This is a genomic window from Streptosporangium sp. NPDC050148, assembly GCF_055586505.1.
In genome coordinates this window covers 341,420-361,359 of sequence record NZ_JBVJIA010000002.1, presented here as the reverse complement: position 1 = coordinate 361,359, position 19,940 = coordinate 341,420, and the positions used below count along the sequence as shown (strand labels likewise).

Annotated in this window: 18 protein-coding genes and 1 pseudogene; 2 read left to right on the top strand and 17 right to left on the bottom strand. The window is 73.7% G+C overall.

Annotated features, from left to right (window positions below; all coding sequences use genetic code 11):
- Positions 1 to 100 precede the first annotated feature (100 nt).
- The 10 genes from ACZ6RT_RS03380 to ACZ6RT_RS03335 all read right to left on the bottom strand — a co-directional run bounded on the left by ACZ6RT_RS03380 (position 101) and on the right by ACZ6RT_RS03335 (position 11,502).
- The gene (locus ACZ6RT_RS03380; protein WP_470152100.1) at positions 101 to 520 is read right to left on the bottom strand and encodes an SgcJ/EcaC family oxidoreductase; all 420 of its coding nucleotides are present in this window, start codon (positions 518 to 520) and stop codon (positions 101 to 103) included.
- A 51-nt stretch (positions 521 to 571) separates the two neighbouring features.
- Positions 572 to 1,753, bottom strand: coding sequence for an acyl-CoA dehydrogenase family protein (locus ACZ6RT_RS03375; RefSeq protein ID WP_470152099.1), 1,182 nt, complete (start codon positions 1,751 to 1,753; stop codon positions 572 to 574).
- A gap of 53 nt (positions 1,754 to 1,806) precedes the next feature.
- The gene (locus tag ACZ6RT_RS03370) at positions 1,807 to 3,117 is read right to left on the bottom strand and encodes an MFS transporter (RefSeq protein WP_470152098.1); all 1,311 of its coding nucleotides are present in this window, start codon (positions 3,115 to 3,117) and stop codon (positions 1,807 to 1,809) included.
- 139 nt (positions 3,118 to 3,256) lie between these two features.
- Complete coding sequence (locus ACZ6RT_RS03365; protein WP_470152097.1) at positions 3,257 to 4,264, bottom strand: zinc-dependent alcohol dehydrogenase family protein; 1,008 nt, start codon at positions 4,262 to 4,264, stop codon at positions 3,257 to 3,259.
- Positions 4,261 to 5,403, bottom strand: coding sequence for an epoxide hydrolase family protein (locus ACZ6RT_RS03360; protein WP_470152096.1), 1,143 nt, complete (start codon positions 5,401 to 5,403; stop codon positions 4,261 to 4,263). Before ACZ6RT_RS03360 ends, ACZ6RT_RS03365 begins: the two co-directional genes overlap by 4 nt.
- A gap of 202 nt (positions 5,404 to 5,605) precedes the next feature.
- Positions 5,606 to 6,235: an anthranilate synthase component II gene (locus tag ACZ6RT_RS03355; RefSeq protein WP_470152095.1), complete on the bottom strand. Its 630-nt coding sequence runs from the start codon at positions 6,233 to 6,235 to the stop codon at positions 5,606 to 5,608.
- A 155-nt stretch (positions 6,236 to 6,390) separates the two neighbouring features.
- Positions 6,391 to 7,962 (bottom strand): anthranilate synthase component I family protein, encoded by a 1,572-nt coding sequence (locus tag ACZ6RT_RS03350; RefSeq protein WP_470152094.1) that lies wholly within the window; start codon positions 7,960 to 7,962, stop codon positions 6,391 to 6,393.
- A gap of 18 nt (positions 7,963 to 7,980) precedes the next feature.
- Positions 7,981 to 9,399 carry a phenylacetate--CoA ligase family protein gene (locus ACZ6RT_RS03345; protein ID WP_470152093.1) on the bottom strand — a complete coding sequence of 473 codons (1,419 nt, stop codon included), beginning with the start codon at positions 9,397 to 9,399 and terminating at the stop codon, positions 7,981 to 7,983.
- On the bottom strand, positions 9,396 to 10,067 hold the full coding sequence (locus ACZ6RT_RS03340; RefSeq protein ID WP_399188843.1) for a flavodoxin family protein: 672 nt from the start codon (positions 10,065 to 10,067) through the stop codon (positions 9,396 to 9,398). Before ACZ6RT_RS03340 ends, ACZ6RT_RS03345 begins: the two co-directional genes overlap by 4 nt.
- Before the next feature lie 28 nt (positions 10,068 to 10,095).
- On the bottom strand, positions 10,096 to 11,502 hold the full coding sequence (locus ACZ6RT_RS03335; RefSeq protein ID WP_470152092.1) for an acyltransferase family protein: 1,407 nt from the start codon (positions 11,500 to 11,502) through the stop codon (positions 10,096 to 10,098).
- A gap of 293 nt (positions 11,503 to 11,795) precedes the next feature.
- Here ACZ6RT_RS03335 and ACZ6RT_RS03330 point away from each other — a divergent pair, with 293 nt between their 5' ends.
- Positions 11,796 to 13,121: a phenylacetate--CoA ligase family protein gene (locus ACZ6RT_RS03330; protein ID WP_470152091.1), complete on the top strand. Its 1,326-nt coding sequence runs from the start codon at positions 11,796 to 11,798 to the stop codon at positions 13,119 to 13,121.
- Positions 13,105 to 13,488, top strand: coding sequence for a DUF6052 family protein (locus ACZ6RT_RS03325; RefSeq protein WP_470152090.1), 384 nt, complete (start codon positions 13,105 to 13,107; stop codon positions 13,486 to 13,488). The genes ACZ6RT_RS03330 and ACZ6RT_RS03325 overlap by 17 nt, the downstream gene beginning before the upstream one ends.
- A gap of 208 nt (positions 13,489 to 13,696) precedes the next feature.
- Here ACZ6RT_RS03325 and ACZ6RT_RS03320 read toward each other — a convergent pair whose 3' ends face one another.
- The 7 genes and pseudogenes from ACZ6RT_RS03320 to ACZ6RT_RS03290 form a co-directional block, all read right to left on the bottom strand.
- The gene (locus tag ACZ6RT_RS03320) at positions 13,697 to 13,996 is read right to left on the bottom strand and encodes a hypothetical protein (protein WP_470152127.1); all 300 of its coding nucleotides are present in this window, start codon (positions 13,994 to 13,996) and stop codon (positions 13,697 to 13,699) included.
- 203 nt (positions 13,997 to 14,199) lie between these two features.
- Positions 14,200 to 14,388 (bottom strand): annotated as a pseudogene (locus tag ACZ6RT_RS03315) (nucleotidyltransferase domain-containing protein); the annotation flags it as partial.
- 126 nt (positions 14,389 to 14,514) lie between these two features.
- Positions 14,515 to 15,663 carry a 3-deoxy-7-phosphoheptulonate synthase gene (aroF, locus tag ACZ6RT_RS03310; RefSeq protein WP_470152089.1) on the bottom strand — a complete coding sequence of 383 codons (1,149 nt, stop codon included), beginning with the start codon at positions 15,661 to 15,663 and terminating at the stop codon, positions 14,515 to 14,517.
- 77 nt (positions 15,664 to 15,740) lie between these two features.
- Positions 15,741 to 16,544 carry a TIGR03084 family metal-binding protein gene (locus ACZ6RT_RS03305; RefSeq protein WP_399188831.1) on the bottom strand — a complete coding sequence of 268 codons (804 nt, stop codon included), beginning with the start codon at positions 16,542 to 16,544 and terminating at the stop codon, positions 15,741 to 15,743.
- 11 nt (positions 16,545 to 16,555) lie between these two features.
- Positions 16,556 to 17,710, bottom strand: a complete 1,155-nt coding sequence (locus tag ACZ6RT_RS03300) for a carboxymuconolactone decarboxylase family protein (RefSeq protein ID WP_470152088.1) — start codon at positions 17,708 to 17,710, stop codon at positions 16,556 to 16,558.
- Between the two features lie 5 nt (positions 17,711 to 17,715).
- Positions 17,716 to 19,374 (bottom strand): FAD-dependent oxidoreductase, encoded by a 1,659-nt coding sequence (locus ACZ6RT_RS03295; protein ID WP_470152087.1) that lies wholly within the window; start codon positions 19,372 to 19,374, stop codon positions 17,716 to 17,718.
- Positions 19,371 to 19,934 (bottom strand): DUF5987 family protein, encoded by a 564-nt coding sequence (locus tag ACZ6RT_RS03290; protein WP_399188825.1) that lies wholly within the window; start codon positions 19,932 to 19,934, stop codon positions 19,371 to 19,373. The genes ACZ6RT_RS03295 and ACZ6RT_RS03290 overlap by 4 nt, the downstream gene beginning before the upstream one ends.
- Positions 19,935 to 19,940 lie beyond the last annotated feature (6 nt).

Sequence of the window (19,940 nt, the reverse complement as noted above, 5' to 3'; positions counted from 1 at the left end):
CCTTCTTTCTCCGGCCTTTTCTCCCTCTCTCCCCCCCCCCCCCCCCCCCCCCCCCCCCCCCCCCCCCCCCCCCCCGCCCCCCCGGCGGGCGCGTCCCGGGTCAGGCCCCGGCCGCGTCGCGCGGGCTGTTCTGGTAGGCCGCCAGGCGCCACTGCCCGTCCTGCTCGACCAGCACCCAGCTCGCCCGTACGGCCCGCTCGGCGGAGACCTCGGTCTCGCCGGGCGCCAGCACCCCGCCCTGGGTGATCAGCACCGCGGTGCGGTCGCCGATCAGCCTGACGTCCACCGGGGCGCCGGTGACCTGCGTCCCCTTGTACGGGCCGGCGAACGCCCCGGTCATGAACGCGCGGATCTCCTCGCGTCCCTTGCGGTAGACGCCGGGCAGGATCATGGTCCCGTCCTCGGTGAACACGTCGGCGAAGGCGGCGGCGTCGTGGTCGGCCCAGGCCTTGATGATGCGCTGGGGAACCGCGGCCGCCTGCTCGACGGCGGTCGTGGTGGTCACGGTGGTCGCGGTCATGGTGGTCCCTCTCCCCGCGGTGCCCGGCCTGGGCACCGCGGTCTCCGACGGTCAGATGTAGTGGGTGTTGGGCTCCAGGCCGCACAGGACCCGGCCGTAGAGCTCGGCGTTGGTGTCGGGGTGCATCAGGGCGTGCAGGTTCAGCGCCTGCACGTCGCGCTCGATCCGCTGGATGGGCACGTGGCTGTAGATCGACCCGCCGCCGCTGGCGTTGTTGAGGATGTCCACCGCCTCCTTGGCCAGGCGGCAGGCCGCGCCCATGTCCGCGCGGGCCCTGGCGCGTTCCTCGATCGTCCACGGCTCGCCCGCGGCGGCCTTGGCGTCCACGGTCGCGGCCAGGCGGTGGGCGTGGAACTCGGCCTCGTCGATCTTCATGGTGGCGTCGGCGACCTGCAGGTGGGTCAGCGGCGCGACCCGCTGGCTCTCGTAGTCGGTGTAGGTGATCTTCCGTTCCGGGAGCCGCTCGAAGAACGCCTCGCGCGCGGCCCTGGCCAGCCCGATCGCGGTGCCGACGGAGGAGGCGGAGGCGACCGGGAGCAGGGGTGCCCGGTAGATCGCGGAGGCGGCGCTCGCGGCGGAGGCGGGCTGCCCGGACAGGACGGCGCCCAGCGGGAGCACCCGGGCGGCGGGCACGAACACCTCCTGCGCCACCGTGGTGACGCTCCCGGTGCCCTTCAGCCCGGCCGTGTGCCAGTCGTCGACGATCTGCAGGTCGGAGACGGGGACCAGCGCGATGATCGGCATGGGTTCGGCGCCGGGGCCGACCTGGACGGCCACGATCTCCTGCCAGTGGCTGTGCAGCGCGCCGCTGACGAACCCCCACCTGCCGTTGACCACGACGCCGCCGTCCACCGGGGTGGCCATCGCGGTCGGGCTCAGCGTGCCGCACACCCGCACGTCAGGGGTGGAGAACACCTCGTCCTGCACCTCGTCGGGGAACTGGCACGCCATCCAGGTGGGGATCCAGTAGACCGAGGCGGTCCACGCGGTGGAGCCGTCGGCGCGGGCCAGCTCGGCGGCCACGTCGACCAGGGTGCGGGTGTCGCACTCGTAGCCGCCGTAGCGCTTCGGCGTCCTGAGCCGGAAGACCCCGGCCTCGGCCAGCGTGGTGATCGTCTCCTCGTGCAGCCGCCGGTTCTCCTCCGACCAGGCGGCCTTCGACCGCAGCGCCGGCACCGATTCGGCCACGCGCCGTACGAGCTCGTCCCTCGTCGGGACATCGATGGTCAGCAATTTCTCCTCCAGAGCGGGATCGGTCGGGAAGTGCCCGGTGGCCGGTGAGCCGGTCACCCGGCCAGTCCGGCGGGTTCACGCCGCCTCGGGGCCGGCGCGGGGGGCGCGGTCGCGGGCCGGCGGGTCGCGACGACGGCGGCGAGCCATCCCAGCAGCACCGTCGCCATCACCCCGGCGATGTACCAGCCGGACAGACCGCGCCCGTCGAGGTAGGTGGCCACCGACGGGGTGAGGCCGCCGAGGATCGCCGTGGTGAGCCCGTGCGGCAGGCCGATGCCCAGGCCGCGCACCTCGGGCGGGAAGACCGCGGCGAGCATCTTGGGCATGACGGCCGTCACGCACCCCATGTACAGGACGCCGCTGCCGTAGGCGGCCGTCAGGACGGCGAGGTCGGGCGTCATGCCGAGGTAGGCGAACGGCCCGGCGACCAGGAAGACGAGGGTGACGGCGGTCAGGAAGCGCCGCTCGCCGATCCGGTCGGCCAGGCGGCCGAGGAACGGCATCGTCGCCATCGAGATCAGGTTGACGACGACCACGGCCCAGAACATCGTCCCCGGCGGGGCGATACGGTGCCCGATGGCCGGCACCACGGTCGACCAGGTCCCGATGACCGTGGTGAGCCCGGCCACGAACAGCACCGTCAGCAGGACCTGGCGCCGGTACTCGCCCAGGACCTTGCGGAAGGAGCCGCGGGCCGGGCGGGGGCGCACCTCGCGCTCGAAGACGGCGGTCTCGGCCAGGCGGTTGCGCGCCAGCAGCAGGACGACGCCGAACACCCCGCCGAGCAGGAACGGCACCCGCCAGCCCCACTCGGTCATGGCCGCCGGGCCCAGCAGGTCCGACAGCCCTCCGCCGAGCAGCGCGGCCAGGAACGCGCCCGCCGAGGCGGTCATCGAGAACAGGCCGCCGTAGAAGCACTTGCGGTTCTCCGCGGCCATCTCCATCAGGTACGTGACCGCGGCGGGCCACTCCCCTCCGGAGGACAGCCCCTGGGCCGCCCTGGCCAGCAGCAGCAGCAGCGCCGCGAACACGCCGATCTGCTCGTACGTCGGGGCGATCCCGATGAGCGTGGACCCGGCGGCCATCAGGGCGATCGAGAGCAGCAGGGCGGGGCGGCGCCCGCGCCGGTCGGCGAGCCTGCCGAACAGCACGCCCCCGAGCGGCCGGAACAGCATGCCGGCGGCGAACACCGCGAACGCGCCGAGCAGCGACGTGACGGGGTCGGCGGCCGGGAAGAACTGCGCGGCGAACAGGGGGGCGAAGAGACCGTAGGCCAGCCAGTCAAAGTACTCGACGAAGTTGCCGACCACGGTCGCCGCCACGGAACGGCGAAGCCGTGGCTCCGGCGTGGCGGAACCCGTCATGCTTCATACGTCCTTTTCCATAAAAATGGTGATTTATCGAGGCGCCTTTTTTGTTCTGCCTCTCGTGGCGCCTTTTTCCCAGGATCACACCGGCCGTGTCCGCCGGACTACTTCTCGATTGCCGGGATCCGCCGGCCGGTCAGTCGGCGGCGATCACGACCTTGCCGACGTGCCGGCCGGAGGCGAGGCGGCGGTAGGCGTCGGCGGCGTCGCAGAAGGGGAACACCCCGTCGACGACCGGGTGGATCCGGTGCCGTTCCAGCGCCCGGTTCATCTCCTCGAACATCTCCCGGCTGCCCACCAGCACCCCCTGGACGGACAGGGCCTTGCGCAGCAGGGGGACCGGGCCGATGCCCTCCCCCCGGCTCAGCACCCCGATGACGCTGATCCGGCCCCCGGTCCGGACGGCCTCGATCGACTGGCGCAGCGTGCCGGACCCGCCGACCTCGATGACGTGGTCCACGCCGCCCCCGGACCGCTCGTGCACCGTCGCCCCCCACCCGGGGTCGGCGGCGTGGTCGATCGCGTCGGCGGCGCCGAGGTCGCGGAGCCGGTCGAGCTTGCCCGCGCTGCCGGAGGTGGCGGTCACGCGTGCGCCGCCGGCCACGGCCAGCTGCAGCGCGAAGAGCGAGACCCCGCCGGTGCCCAGCGTCAGCAGCCGCTGTCCCGGCCGCAGGCCGCCCACTTCGACCAGCGCGTGCCAGGCGGTCACGGCGGCGCACGGCAGCGTCGCGGCCTCGGCCAGGCTCAGGTGCGCGGGGACGGCGACCAGGGCCTCCTCGTCGAAGACCACGTACTCGGCCAGCACCCCGTCGAGCGACCCGCCGAGCATCCCGGCGACCTTCTCCGCGGTCGGCGGGCCCGCGATCCAGCGCGGTATGACGGTGCAGACCACCCGGTCGCCGGTCCGCCAGCGCGTCACCCCCTCACCGGTCACGGCGACCTCGCCCGCGCCGTCGGAGAGCGGGACCACCCCGGGCCGGACGTCGCGGCCGTACGCGGCGCGCGCGATCAGCAGGTCGCGGTGGTTCAGCGACCAGGCGCGCATGCGGACCAGCACCTGGCGCGGGCCGGGCCGGGGTTCGTCGCGCTCGCCGAGCCGGAGCGCGTCCACGCCGCCGAACTCGGGCAGGTGGTAGTACCTCACCTCAGGGAACGGGCGAACGCGCGCACGTCACCGACGAACAGCCCGGGCTGTTCCATGGCGGCGAAGTGGCCGCCGCGGTCGAACTCGGTCCAGTGCGAGAGCGTCGGCAGGATCCGCTCGGCGAAGCGCCGGACCGGCCGCGAGGCGTCGGCCGGGAAGACCGCCACCCCGACCGGCATGGTCAGCGGCCAGGGGCCTCCCCAGGTGCGGACGAAGTCGGCCGCCAGGTGGGTGGTCTCGTAGTAGATCTGCGCGCTGGACCCCGCGGTGGCGGTGAGCCAGTAGATCATGACGTTGGTCAGGAGCCGGTCCCGGTCGATCGCGTCCTCGGGGGACTTGTCCGAGTCGGTCCACTCCTTGAACTTCTCCACGATCCAGGCGAGCTGGCCGATCGGGGAGTCGGTCAGGCCGTAGGCCAGGGTCTGCGGCCGGGTCGACTGGATCTTCTGCCAGCCGAGCCCGTCGTCGGCGAACCACTGGGCGTGCCCCAGCTTGGCCAGGTCGGCCTCGTCGAGGTCGGCGAGCGCGGCGGGGTCGTCGGGCGGGAACGTCACCAGCATGTTCAGGTGCACGCCGATGACGTGCTCGGGGTCGGCCAGGCCGAGGTTGAGGGAGATCACCTTGCCCCAGTCGCCGCCCTGGGCGATGTAGCGGTCGTACCCGAGGCGGTGCATGAGCTCGGCCCACGCCCGCGCGACGCGGGGCACGTCCCAGCCGGCCTCCGGGGCCGGCCCGGAGAACCCGAACCCGGGGATGGACGGGACGACCACGTGGAAGGCGTTGTCGGGGTCACCGGTGGTCAGCGGCTCGATCACGTCGACGAACTCGGCGAAGGAGCCGGGCCAGCCGTGGGTGAGGATCAGCGGCACGGCCCCGGGGTGCGGTGACCGCACGTGCAGGAAGTGCACGTTCGCGCCGTCGATCTCGGTGACGAACTGCGGGTACCGGTTGAGGCGGGCCTCGGCCGCGCGCCAGTCGTAGCTCGTCCGCCAGTACTCGGCCAGTTCCCTGAGGTAGTCCAGGGGCACGCCGCGCTCCCAGCCGACGCCGGGCACCTCGCCCGGCCAGCGGGCCGCGTCCAGCCTGCGGTGCAGGTCGTCGAGGTCGGCTTGCGGGATGTCGATACGGAAGGGACGCATGGTTACCTGTCTTTCTGCACCGCGGCCGTGGCGGTGACCGTTCGGGTCGGGCGGTGAGATCGGCCGATCACTGGGACGGTCCCACCCGGGACGATGCGACGCATCTCCGCGATTGCGCGGTTCCTGGCGGTACGGGCTGGTTCGAACCGCACGGGCGGTCCGGGCCCGCCCGTGCGGCGCAGAGGCACGGGCGGGCCCGTCGTCACGCGGCCTCGGAGGCGGTCGCGCGCCGGTCCCAGGCCGGGTAGTCCGCGCAGGCGGCGGTGAAGGAGCCGATCATCCGCATGCCGTCCTCGGTGTGGACGCTCTCGGGATGGAACTGCACGGACTCGATCGGCAGGTCGCGGTGGCGCAGCCCCATGACGTAGCCGTCGTCGCGGGAGCGGGCGCTGACCTCCAGGCAGTCCGGGACGGTCTCCTCGGCCACGATCAGCGAGTGGTAGCGGGTCGCGTGGAAGCCGTCGCGCATCCCGGCGAACAGCCCCCTGCCGTCGTGCACGACGCGGCTGGTCTTGCCGTGCATCAGGTTCCGCGCCCGCACCACGTCCGCGCCGTAGGCCAGGCCGATCGCCTGGTGCCCGAGGCAGACGCCGAGCATCGGCACCCGGCCGGCGAAGGCCCGTACCAGCTCCACGTGGCCGGACTCGGCCGGGTGGCCGGGGCCGGGTCCCAGCAGGATCCCGCCGGGCCGCATCCGCCGCACGTCGTCGGGGCGCAGCTCGTTGGCGCGTACCACCATGGGGTCGGCCCCGGCCGACATCAGGTACTGGCGGATGATGTAGACGAAACTGTCGAACGCGTCGACGACCAGGATGCGCGTCGGATCACTCACGGCGCCCTCGCTCTCGTCAGGGGTCTCCCCCGGGAGTCCCTCACAGGTCCGAAAGGTCCTTGAACGGTCCCCCGATGGGCTCGATGGTCCTCATGGGTCTGGCGGTCTCGGGATCGGTGTCGGTCTCAGGGGCGGTGGCGGTCCCGGGGCCGGTCTCAGGGGCGCTGCGGGGACCGTACGCCGCGCCGGTGGCCGCGCCCGCGTCCCCGGACGCCGGAGGGCCCGGCCCGCGGCGGCTCCTCGCCGGTCACCGCCCAGTAGGCGGCGGTGGACTTGGCGAGCGTCTCGGTCCACTCCCGTTCGGGGGCCGAGTCGGCGACGATGCCCGCCGAGGCCCGGGTGCGGTAGACGCCGTCGCGGTGCAGCAGGGTGCGGATGCACAGGGCCAGGTTGACGTAGCCGCCGACGTCGATCAGGCCCAGCGCCCCGGCGTACAGTCCCCTGCGGCTGGTCTCGACCTCCTCGATGATCTCCATCGCGCGGATCTTCGGCGCGCCGGTCACGGTGCCGGCGGGGAAGAGCGCGGGGATGACCGTGAAGGCGTCCTCGCCCTCCTCGGCCCGCCCGGCCACGGTGGAGACCAGGTGCAGGACGTGCGAGTAGCGCTCGACCGCCATCCGGTCGGGCACCTCCAGGGTGCCGGCCCGGCAGATCCGGCCGATGTCGTTGCGGCACAGGTCGACCAGCATCGTGTGCTCGGCGATCTCCTTGGGGTCCGAGCGGAGCCGCCCGGCGACCGCCTCGTCACCTCCTCCGTCCCCCCCGCCCCGGGGGGCCGTCCCGGCGATCGGCCGCATGAGCACGTGGCCGTCCTCGATCCGTACGAACACCTCGGGGCTGGCCCCGATCACGGTGTGCGGGCCGAGCGTCGTCAGGTACATGTAGGGCGACGGGTTGCGGGCCCGCAGTCTGCCGTAGACGTCGACCGGGTCGGCCTGGCTGCGGATCGTCAGCTCGTGACCGATCTGCACCTGGTAGATGTCGCCCGCGGCGATGTGCTCCAGGCACCGGCGGACGTTGCGCAGGTAGTGCTCGCGGCCGGTGTCGCCCCGGGCGGAGGCGGGCGGCAGGTCGGCGTCGGAGCGCACCGGCAGCGGCCGTACGGCCCCGGCCAGCAGGCCGAGCAGCGGGCCGGGGTCCAGGGCGGGCCAGGCGTCGCTCTCGTGGAGCAGCAACTCGGAGCTCCCGGTCGCCCGGTCGGTCACCAGGCAGCCCCGGTGCAGCACCAGCTGGACGTCGGGCACGTCCGGGCCCCGCTCGATCAGGTAGGGCAGCTCCTCGATGTAGCGGGCGGTGTCGTAGCCGAAGTAGGCCAGGAAGCCGAACCGGAACCGCGACGCCGACCCCTCGGCCTGGAACGTCTCCTGCAGCGCGCGCAGGACCGGCCACAGGTCGCGGGGCCGGCGCAGGGCGAGCCGGTCCCCGGTGCCCGCCAGCAGGGGACCGACCCGGCGCAGCACCGCCTCGCGCAGGGCGGGCACCCCGTCGACCCGCACCCGGCTCCGCGTCACCGAGAACGTGAGCAGCGCCCCGAACCCGGTGACGTGGTAGCGGCAGTCGTTCTCCGGTCCCTCCCCGGACTCCAGGAGGTAGACCTGGTCGCGTCCGAACCTCCCGGCCAGCGCGAGGTAGGCCGGGAGCGCCTCGGTCGGCGGCAGGGTGCGCCGCACGGTGCGCACCCGCACGCGGCCCGTCCCGCTCTGCGGCGTCCCGTTCGGATCGGTCATGGCGCCCATCTCCGTGCCTCAGGTGGTGACCGCGTAGCGGTGGGCGACCCGGCGGGCGACCAGCGACGCGCCGTCCGCCTCGACGCGGTTGTCGAGGATGCGCGCCGCCTTCCAGCTCACGTACGAGCCCGTCGCGGTCACCGGGTCCAGGCCGGGGTCGGCGACGACGCGGGCGCGGACGCCGGCGCGCTCGCGCAGCCGGGCGGCCACCCCCGCGCCGAGCGCGTCCGGGTCGCCGGCCTCGGGGAGCAGGTCCATGCGGACCGTCACCTCGTCGGCGCCGTCACGCTCGTCGATGACGATCTGGTACCCCAGGCAGCCGCGGACCCCGTCCAGGACCGTCGCCTCCAGCTCGGCCGGCAGCAGCGTGGCCGAGCCCAGCGGGATCCGGTCGCCCACCCGGCCGAGCACCTCCACCACCGGTCCCGGCAGCGCGGCGCCCGCGGGTGCGGGGGTGATCCGGACGAGGTCCCCGGTGCGGTAGCGGATGAGCGGCTTGATGCCGTCGACGAGCATGGTCAGGACCAGTTCACCGGTCCCGGTGTCGCCGAGCACGCGGCCGGTGTCGGGGTCGACGAGTTCGACCAGGTAGTTCAGCGCCGACAGGTGCAGCTGTCCGGTGACCGCGCCGGTGGCGATGCACAACGCCTCCTGGGAGCCGTACAGCGCCGGGTAGACGGTCGCGCCCGGCCACACCGACGCCACGTTGGCGGCGAACTGCGGAGTGCAGACCTCGCCGAGGACCAGGAACGCCGAGATCGGCAGCCGTGCCGGGTCGTGGCCGTGGTGCAGGGCGGCCTTGGCCAGGCTCAGGCACATGGCCGGGGCGCAGACCACGACCTCGACGCCCAGCTCGCCGATGAGCCGCAGCGCCGTGCGGAACCCCACCCGGGGCGACTCGGGCCAGATCTTGACGTGGCAGGCGCCCAGCGCCGCGGAGACCGAGCCGAACACGTCTCCGAAGGCGTACAGCTCGGAGGGGCCCATCAGCCCGACGACGGGCATGCGGTCGCCGAACCGGGCGCGGAACAGCCGGCGCCAGGACTCCTCGACCGCGGCGTTGCTGGTGAGGACGTCCCTGGGACCGCGCGGGCAGGGCGTGGGCGGGCCGGTCGTGCCCGTCGTCTCGTAGAAGACCGACGCCTCGGCCGGGGTGCCCGACAGCACGTCGTACTTCTCCCGGCGCAGGTCCTCCTTGGTGGTGAAGGGCAGCGTGTGCAGCGTGCCCGGGGTGACGCCCTCGACGTCCACCCCGGCGAGGTGGCGCCGGTAGAACGGCGAGCGCGCGGTGACGTGCCGCAGCACGGCCGTCAGGCGACGGCCGTACCAGCGGTCCCGGTCCGCGGGGGTCATCGTGCCGGCGTGGAAGGCGCGCAGGACCTCCTCGTACTCGCGCCGGAAGTCCTGCTCGCGCCGGAGGTCGGCCGGCGCGTTCACACGCGCTCCCGCATCTCGTCGAGGGCCAGGCCGACGCGCTCGTTGCGCTCGCTGACGGCGAGGATCTCCTGCCGCCCGGTGATCGCCCGGTACTCCTTGATCATGTGAATCATGTCGATCATGCGCTCGACCATCCGGGCCACGTTGGTCAGGCCCTCCTCGTCCTTCCAGGCGTCGCCCTTGTGCAGGGCGTGCACCTGGGCGGGGAACCCGCTGCCGACGAGGATCATCCGGTTGAGCAGGGCGTTGACCGTCAGCTGGGCCCAGACCTCCCCGGCGCTGTAGCGCCGGGCGACCGCGATGACACCGGCCACCTTGTTGCTGAGCGGGCGGTCGAAGCGCAGGTAGCCGACGCCCGAGCGCTCGATGAACGTCTGCATCAGGCCCGCGGTGCCGAAGCCGTGCACCGGCGCGGCGTAGATGATGCCGTCGGCGGCGATCATCTTCTCCACCACCGCGGGGACGTCGTCCTGCACGGCGCAGGGCACGGGCCGGTCGTTGCAGTCCCCGCAGGGGCCGCACCGGGTCATCCGGATGTTCCTGAGGTCGACGACCTCCAGGTCGGCCTGCCGTTCGGCGGCCACGCGGGCGGCGTGCCGCAGGACGTCCGCGGTGTTCCCGTCACGCTCGGAGCCGTTGATCGCGACGATCCTCGCTCTGGTCGACATTTCGGTGACCTCTCCTCGGATAGGGGGTTCAGCGGCGGGCGCCGGAGCCGCTGTCCGCGAGCGCCGGGGCGTCCGCGCCGGTGTCCGTGCCGGTGGCCGGGGCGGTGGCCGGGGCGGTGCCGGGCGCGGCGGGGGCCGTGCCGGGCGCGTCCGCGGTGGGGACGGTCGCGCTGGGGGCGATGGACTCCGTGCCGGAGGAGCGGCGGCTCGCCAGCCGTGCCAGCGGGCGCTCCACCAGGTAGTAGGAGGCCGTCGCGGCCAGGAGCGTGAGCGCCGCGGTGAAGGCCAGCAGCACCCAGAAGTTCACGGTCCCGCGCCACTGCACGCTCGCGACGGCCGGGACGCCGAACAGGGCGCCGTTGGAGAACCAGTACTCGATGACGAGCACGTGCCACAGGTAGATGCCGTAGGAGACGCGCCCGAGGTAGCGCAGCGGCCGGTTGCCCAGCACCGCGTCCAGGGCCCGGGTCCCGGAGTTCGCCACGGTGACCAGCAGGACGATCGCCATCGAGAAGATCGAGGCCGCGACGATCCCGCTCATCTCGTAGACGAAGCCCGACCAGGCGCCGGGGACGGGGGCGCCGAAGGGCTTGAGGCCGTACACGACGTAGGTCACCAGGGCCACCAGCCACAGCAGGCTCGGCCACCGGGTCGTCAGCCGGTAGAGCGACGGCTGCCGGGAGGTCGCCTCCGCGTAGGCGGACGCCACCGCCAGCGCCATGCCGCCGGCGAAGTAGTGCAGGAAGTGCAGCGGCCAGAAGTACTGCTCGAAGGAGAAGACCCTGGACGCGACCAGGGACGGGATCCGGCTGTAGACGACCCAGGCGAGCCCGATGAGCGCGAAGCCCGCGACCGGGAGCAGCATCCTGCGGGCGCGCCGGGCCACGTCGCCGGTCCGCCGCGCGTACCGGTGTCCCAGCCAGGCCAGGATCGGCAGGACGAGGTAGAAGGAGATCTCGGCGGGCACCGTCCAGGTGTGCTCCAGGCCGAACATCGGCTGGCCGGCGGCCCAGAAGAAGTGGACCAGCAGGAGCGGGCGGAGGACGTCACCGACCGAGTCGATGTTGAAGAGGTTGATCGTCAGCAGTCCCACGACCGCGACCAGCCAGTACAGCGGCAGGATCCGCAGCGCGCGCCGGAGCAGGAAGTGCCCCACCGCCGGCCGGTCGCCCCCCGCGAGGGTCGCGCGGGCGAACGGGCGGTAGAGGAACATTCCCGACAGCACGAAGAACGGGGGCAGCATGACCCCCAGGCCGTCGGTCAGCACTCCCCAGACGCCGTCGCCCGGCTGCTGGATGAAGCTGGTGATCCCGGCCATGAAAGCGACGTGATAGACGAGCACGCCCGCCGCCAGAAGTCCTCGCAGTCCTTCCAGCCGGGGAATGCGCTTGCCGCTGCCGGTGCCCACACCATTGAGGCCGTCTGTAGCCACCATTGGGTGCTCCCTCGGTAATCGATCCGTCCGGCCGGCTCGCGCCGGGACGTCACCCCGGCGCACCCCTCGCCGACCATCAGCACAGAATCCTGACTTCGGCCCCCTTTACCGGCATCTTCTGAAATGCCGACGAAATTCCACTGTCAGCGGTAAACGTGAAAAGCAGCATTCACGAAGAAGAAGGGCATCCGCCCAGCTGGAACGATGGCGGGGAAACGCATGTGGCAGCACATGCCATGGCCAGTGAGCGCGCTGCCCGCCGGCGGGTGGCGCGCCACGATGCAGGAGACGAGATGAGAACGCTCGAACGAATCCGTGCCGGCCAGACGGAGTACTGGAGCCCGCGAATCGAGACCATGCCGCGGGAGGAACTGGCCGACTGGCAGTGGCGACGGTTGCGGCATGCCATGGAGCACGCCCGGAGGAACTCGCCGTTCTGGCGCGAACGGCTCCCCGAGGGCATCCGGTCCCTGCGGGAGTACACCGAACGCGTCCCGCTGGTGCGCAAGGCGGACCTGATGGCCGCGCAGCTGCAGGCGCCGCCGTACGGCACCTGGCCGTCGGCGGACCCCGGGCTGGGCGTCCGGTACCACCAGACCAGCGGCACGAGCGGCAACCCGCCGCTGCGGACCTTCGACACCGCGCGCGACTGGGCGTGGTCGGTCGACCTGTTCTGCACCGCGCTCCACGGCATGGGGGTCCGCCCCGGGCACCGCGGCATGGTCGCCTTCGGATACAGCCTGTTCATGGGCTTCTGGGCGATGCACTACGCGCTGGAGCGGATGGGATGCCTGGTGGTGCCCTCGGGCGGGCTGGACTCCAGGACCCGTATCCGCTTCCTCCTGGAGCACCGGATCGAGGTCCTGGGCTGCACGCCGAGCTACGCGATGCGGCTGCTGGAGACGGCCCGTGAGATGGGGGTGGACCTGGCGAAGGAGGGCAACGTCCAGATCATCCTGGCCGGGGCCGAGCCGCGGCCGGAGTCGACGACCCGGGCGATCGCGGCCGGGTTCGGCGCCCGGGTGTTCAACGCGGCCGGGACCACCGAGACCGGCATCGTCAACATGTTCGAGTGCCGGTCGGGAAGCTGCCACATCATCGAACGGGGCGTGATCGACGAGGTCCTCGACCCGGACACCGGACGGCCGGTGGGCTACGGCGAGCCGGGGATCCGCGTCAGCACGGGCCTGGGACGCGAGGGCATGCAGCTGTTCCGGCACTGGACCGAGGACCTGGTCGTGCGGCGTCCGTGGCACGAGTGCGACTGCGGCCGGACGTGGGACTGGTACGACGGCGGCATCCTGCGCCGGGCCGACGACATGAGGAAGATCCGCGGCGTCTCGGTCACCCCCGTGATGATCGAGGACGTGATGCGCGGCTTCGGCGAGGTGAACGAGTTCCAGACGGTGCTGCGGACGGTCCGCGGGCTCGACACGATCGTCCTGCGGCTGGAGCCGCGGGCCGGTTCCGTGGCCGACCCCTCCGGGCTGTGCGAGCGTGTCGCCGACGAGGTGAAGCGCCAGATCGGCATACGGCCCGACGTGGAGCTCGTCGCTCCCGGCACCCTCCCCCGCTTCGAGATCAAGGCTGCGAGGTTCCACGATGAACGTTCGAAGTGAGCCGTCCGGCACGGCCCTGCCCGGTACGGGGTCGTCCGGTACCGGGTCGTCCGGTACGGGAGTGTCCGGCGCGGGGTCGTCGGCCGCGCTGGAGCGGCGGCTGCTGGAGTGCCACGCCATGCTCCGGCGCCTGGAGGAGTCCTGCGAGGTGCCCGCCGTACGGGCGGCGGTGCGGGCCGCGCTGGCGGAGCTGCGCGCCGCCCTCGACTCCCAGGCGGTGGACTTCCCGTTCTTCTCCCCGCAGGAGGAGGCGGACGACCCGCGACCGGCCGAGCCCGGCGAGCCCGTCGCGGCCGGACGGACCGACGGCACCGCGACCGGCGGGTACACCGTCGAGTACGCCACCGAGCACGCCGGCGCCGCGTGACCCCGCCCGCGTGACACGACCCGGCCGGAGGCACGCTCCGGCCGGGTTCACGCGGACGCGGTGACGGCGCGGGCGGGACCCGCCCCGTCACCGCCTCCGGGCACGCCGGGACCGGCCGCGCCCGTGCCCCGGCGGCACGCCGGTCGCCCGGCCCGGCTCCCGCGCGAGACCTCCGGAGCGGGCCGGCCTCTGCCCGGGGCGATGTCGTCTACGGCAGTTCCAGGTCGGGTTCGCCGAGTTCCGCCCGTACGTGGGCCACCAGGGTGCGCAGGGCGCGGAAGCGTTCCGGGGCGCGGGCGGTCAGGAGGACGTCCAGCAGTCGCCCCTCGCTCGCCGAGAGCGGGACCCTGTGCAGGTAGGCCATGCGCCGTGAGCCCGCCGGCCGGGGAACGTCGTGGATCGCGAACAGCGCGTCGACGACCGTCTCGGTGAACGCCGAGGCCCAGAAACCCTGCTCCCGCGCGTCGTCCGCGGAGGCCGCCCGGTCGAGCTTGGCCGCCCGTGCCACAGGGACGAGGCCAGCTCCTGGCGGAGCCCGGCCGAGGTCCGGTAGGTCTCCAGTACCGCCCGCGCCTGCGCGGCCAGTCGTCTCGCCGGTCCCGAGTCGTGCACCGCCTCGCCTTCCAGGAACGCGAAGAGCCACGACGTGCGCGGCCGGTCGAACCGGGCGAGCCAGGCGTCCTCGGTGCGGGCGATCCACTCGACCAGCAGACCGTCGCGGACGGTGCGCCGCGAGACGGGGAGGGACGTCCGCTCGTCGGTGACCACCAGCAGGTCGACGTCGGAGGCCGCCAGGTGCTCACCGCGCGCCACCGAGCCGCCGATCAGAACGGCCAGTACGTCGTCACGCGCGCCGAGTTCCCCGGCGACCTTCACGGCGAGATCACGATGAGCGTCCATCCGCAGATCCTCGTCCCGATCACGGCCGGGTGCGATCGCGGGTGTGAACGACGGACGCGAGGAGGCCGGGCCGCCGTCGGCGGCCCGGCCTCCTCGCCTTCCCGGATCCGGGTCCGAACCCGGTCGTCAGACGGTCACCAGCCCCCGGTCCTCCGACGCCTCGTCGCCGGTGAGCTCCCCGGCCCCCCTGCGGCCCGTGAGGTCCCCGGACTCGCGGCGGCCCGTGAGGTCCCCGGACTCGCGGCGGCCGGTGAGCTCCCGGGCCGGGCGGCGGCCCATCAGGCGGGCCGCGTCCTCGACCGCGCGGGCCAGCTCGGGGACGTCCTGGCCGCCCAGTGCCTGCGGGCCGTCGCAGAGGGAGGTCTCGGGCCGGGGGTGCAGGTCCACGATGACGCCGTCGGCGCCCGCGGCGACGGCCGCCCGGCTCAGCGGCACCACGAGGTCGCGCCGGCCGGCCGAGTGCGACGGGTCGACGACGACCGGAAGGTGGGACAGGCCCTGGGCCACCGGCACCGCGGAGATGTCCAGGGTGTTGCGGGTCGAGGTCTCGAAGGTGCGGATCCCGCGTTCGCACAGCACGATGTCGAGGGTGCCGCGCTGGGCGATGTACTCGGCCGCCATCAGCCACTCCTCGACCGTCGCGTTCATGCCCCGCTTGAGCAGCACCGGCCGGCCCGCCTCCCCCACCGCCTGCAGCAGCGGGAAGTTCTGCATGTTGCGGGTCCCGATCTGCAGCATGTCGGCGTACCCGGCGACCAGCTCGACGTCGCCCGCCGACAGCACCTCGGTGACGACCGGCAGTCCGGTCTCCTCCCGCACGTCGGCGAGGATCCGCAGGCCCCGCTCCCCCAGTCCCTGGAACGAGTACGGCGAGGTGCGCGGCTTGAAGGCGCCGCCCCGCAGCAGCACGGCACCGGCCGCCAGGGCCAGCCTGGCCGCCTGGAGCGTCTGCTCGGGGGTCTCGACCGCGCACGGGCCGGCGATCAGCGTCATCGTCCCCGGGCCGATGGGCACCCCGGCGACCTCCACCACGGACCGCTCCATCCCGGGCACCCGGCTGACCAGCCGGTACCCGTCCGAGGTACGGGCGACGCGCTCCACCCCGGGCATCCGGTGCAGGCCGATCGAGCCGAGGAGCTCCGCGTCGCCGGCCAGGCCGACGACGGTCCGGTTCCCGCCGCGGCTGACGAACGCCTCTCCCCCGGCCGACCGCACCAGGGCGGCGACCTCCCGGGCGTCCTGGTGGGTGGCGTCACCGGACATGACGACCATCATCGTGCGTGGTCCTCCCTCTGCGTTTCCACTCCTGCGCGGGACGGGCCACCCGGCCCGTCCCGCGCGGCGGTGAGCCGTCAGGCCGTCCGGGACGCGAACTGGCCGGGACGGCGTCCCGGACCGGCCGGACCGCGGTAGGCCTGGGCGATGTCCAGCCACTGGTCGGCGTCGGCGCCGGTCGCGGTGACCGCGAGGTCGTCACGGTGCCGCCGCCTGGTCACGAGCAGGCAGAAGTCCAGCGCGGGCCCGGTGATCCGCTGCTCGGCGTCCTCGGGGCCGAAGGCCCACGTCTCGCCCGAGGGGCCGGTGAGCTCGTACCGGAACGCCGTCGCCGGAGGGGTCAGCCCCCGGGCCTGGTAGCCGAACTCCCAGGTCAGCGCCGCGAAGCCGCACACGTGGCGGAGCCGCTCGTGCGCCGTGCGGGTCACGCCCAGGGCGTCGCGGACGTCCTGGCCGTGCGCGAACGTCTCCATGAGCCCCGCGCACGCCAGCACCGCGGGCGGCAGCGGGCGCACCAGCCACGGCACCGGCCTCTCCGGCGGCGCCGCCGCCAGCGCCTCGATGCAGGCGCCGCGCTCCTTGCGCCACCGGTCGAGCAGCTCGGTCGGCGTGAGGCGCAGGTACTCGGCGAGCGCGGCGTTGACGGCGCCGTTGAAGTCCGCTCCGGCGCCCGACGTCACCGCCTTGAACGTCTCCGGTTCCGAGGCCGCCAGGCCGGCGATGCGGAACACGAACGACAGGTGGCCGATCTGGTGCTTGATCGTCCAGCCCGGGGCCGGGGTCTCCTCGTCCCACCGGGAGTCGTCGAGATCGGCCACCAGGGCGTCGAGCTCGTCGCACTCCGCGGTCAGGTCCGCGATCACTTCCTTCAGTCCGATCATCTCTCCGTCCTTCACGTTGACGACAGGTGCGGTTGACGACAGGTGCTGCCTGGCTCGCGACCTGGCTCGCGACCTGGGTCGCGGCCGGGTCCGGCCGGCGGGCCGGGCCGCCATGTCCAGCGGGCCACCCGCCGCGCCGCCGCCAGGCTCGCCCAGGCGGCGGTCTCCACGAGCGCCCGGTCCCCGGCGCCGTGTCGGCGCAGCTCCCCGATCACGGCCGCGTCGACCTGGTAGGAGGCGAACGCGGTCAGCAGCGCCAGCCGCCCGGCGGGCCGTTCGGCGGCCGGTAGCCCGGACAGCGCCTCGTTCACCCAGGCGCGGCTCGGGCCGCGCCGTTCCCCGGTCCAGGTCTCCAGTTCGGCCAGGACCAGCCTGCGGGCCCCCACGGGCACCGAGCGGCGTCCGGCCTCCTCGATCGCGGCCGAGGCGCGCGCGAGGGCACCGGCGATCGCCGGGGACGGCGCGGCCCACGACAGGTCCGCGGGCAACGGGGCCGCGGGCAGCAGGGCCAGGGAGTCGCCCGGCGCCGCCTGCCTGAGCGCGACCGGCCGCATGACCCGGCCGGCCAGGCGTGCCAGGCCGCCGCGGAGCGGCGCCGGCAGCGCTCGCGGCATCAGCTCCCCGGTCAGGAACACGTTCACCATGCGGTTGAGGTACTCGAACGTCACCAGCACCCCGGCCTGCTCGGGGAACCACTCCGGCGGGAACGGGAGGCCGTGCCGGGCCGCGTCCTCCGCCGTCCCGGCGGCCCGCGCCCAGGCGGCGAGCGCGCGGTGCCCGGGGTCGGCGACCGCCCCGTCCCGCCCGCCGGTGACGGCGAGCGCGTCGGCGGAGCCGACCAGGCCGTGCAGCATCGCCCCGTGGACGTCCACGCAGTAGGGACAGGCGTTGCCGAGCGACACCACGGTGGCGACGACCTCCTTGGCCGCCCGGCCGAGCAGGCCGGGGACGACGAGGGTCTCGCGGAGCATCGTCCAGCAGGCCGCCAGCGTCTCCGGTGCGGGCGCGTGCAGGGCCACCGGCGGCGCGAGCATGCCGAAGTCCCGTTCCAGCTGCGCGTAGACCCCGGCCACCAGGGGCGGGGCCCCGCCCGGCGCGACCGGGGCGAGGTGGCGGACGTGCCTGCGCGCGCCGTGGCGGACGAGGCGGTCGAGCGGTGCCGGCATCGTGCTCAGCCGTTCACGAGCAGCGGGATCTGCGCCGCCACGCCGCGCCGCCCCGCGGTCGCCCCGTCCGGCGCGGACGCGCCGTAGGTCACCTCCACGCCCCGTTCGCGCGCGGCCCGCACGATGCCGGGGACGGCGCGTTCGGCGAGCGCGGCGATGGTCATGGCGGGGTTGACGGTCAGCGCGCCGGGGACGGCCGAGCCGTCGGTGACGAAGATGCCGGGGTGGCCGCGCAGCTCGTGGCGGTCGTCGAGCGCCGAGGTGGCCGGGTCGTCGCCGATGCGGCACGAGGCCAGCGGGTGGACGGTGTAGGCGCCGACCAGGTCGCCCGTCCACGGCGCCACCTCGGCCAGCCCGTCGCGCTCCAGGATGTCCTTGACGTCGGCGTCGGCCATCTCCCAGGCGCGCAGGGTGGTCGGCGACGGCCGGTAGCGCAGCGTGCCGCGTCCCAGGAGCTGCTGGGAGATGCGCACGGCGTTGCCGGTGGGGGGCGGCGGCCCGAACACGCCCTCGTTGTCGTCCTCGACCATCTCGAAGATGATCAGCCAGGAGCGCCAGCGCTTGAGCATCTCCTTCTTGTGCGGGCCGAACCAGGCGCCCGGCCCGTCCACGCCCGGGGCCTGGGCGAGGATGGTGCCGAGGCCGGGCGGGAAGTAGAGCTGCTCCAGCGAGTAGCGGGTGAACTCCGGCAGGGAGGCGTCGAGCCGGTCCCAGTTGGCGACGCACGGCCCCTTGCCGATGTGGAACGCCTCGTAGGCGGCGCCGTCGCCGCGGCTGAGGCCGAGCACCTCGCGGACCCGGTCCTCGTTCATCACGGCGGTGCTGAGCCGCTCGCCGTTGCCGGAGAAGTAGCGGCCCACCGCGTGCGGCATCCGGCCCAGGGCGGCCTCGCTGCGCTGCAGGATGACCGGGGTGGCCCCGGCGCCCGCCGCCAGCACCACGATCTTCGCGTCGATCCGCCCGCTCCCGGTCCGCACCCGGTAGTCCTCGCCGTCGATGAGGTCGTAGTGCACGCGGTAGCCGCCGTCGTCGGTGCGGGAGATGCGCTGCACCTCGTGCAGCGGGCGGATCTGCGCGCCGTGGGCCAGGGCGGCCGGCAGGTAGTTGGTCTGCAGTGACCGCTTGGCGCCGAAACGGCATCCGGCCATCATCCAGTTGCACCGGACGCAGGTGGCGTTGTCGACGCCGACCGGGACCGGGTTGGCCGTACGGCCGGCGTGGTCGCAGGCCGCGGCCCACAGGCCGCCCGCGTACGTGACGTCCTTCCAGTCCTGCGTGCTGACCGGGATCGACTCGGCGACGCGGTCGTACCAGGGGTCGAGGGTGTCGCGGCTGATGGCGGCCGGCCACATGCGCCTGCCGATGGAGCCGTGCCGCTCGAACACGAAGCGCGGTGCCCGGGGCAGCGCGGCGAAGTACACCATGCTGCCGCCGCCGACGCAGTTGCCGCCCAGCACGTTCATGCCGTCGCCCACGACGAAGTCGAAGATCCGGGTGCAGGAGGAGCCGAGCTTGTAGTCGTGCTCGACCTCCTCGGGCCGCAGCCACGGCCCGCGCTCCAGGATCACCACCTTCGCGCCGCCCGCGGCCAGGTGGTACGCGGTGATCGCGCCGCCGAAGCCGCTTCCCACCACGAGGACGTCGGTGCGTTCGATGCTGTTCATGCCGGGCTCCCTGAGGCGGTCGTGGCCGGGTGGGGCGACGCCAGCGCGCGGCCGTAGGAGTTCTCCGGGAACCGCCACAGGCCGTCGGGGTCCGGCGGGAGGAGCCCCATCGCGGTCAGGCCGGGGTGGCCCGCGGCGAGCGCGTCGCGGGTGTGCAGGTGGGCGGCCGAGTCGAAGGCCATGTAACTGAAGATCGCGAGCAGGACCCACAGTTCCCGCTCCGGGTGGTCGGCCGCGGTCAGCCGCTCCACCAGGGCGGTCCGGTGGTCGAAGGAGAGCGCGACGAACGGCGGCACCGCCGCGTCGAGCTCCAGGTCGTGTTCGGCCGCGTACGCTCGGGCGTGCGCGTTCAGGTCGCGGGTGAAGTCGTCCAGGGCGTCGCTCACCCCGGTCGCCGGCCACTCCAGCAGTTCGATGGCGCCGGCCGCGACCGCGCCGCCGCCGGCGGCGGCGCCGGCGATCGCGCGGTCGTCGGGGGATCTCTTCTCCCCTGGGATCAACGTGTCCGCGAACGCCTCCAGCGTCGCGGTCCGCTCTGGGGACTGGGTACCGGGTCGCACGGTGTC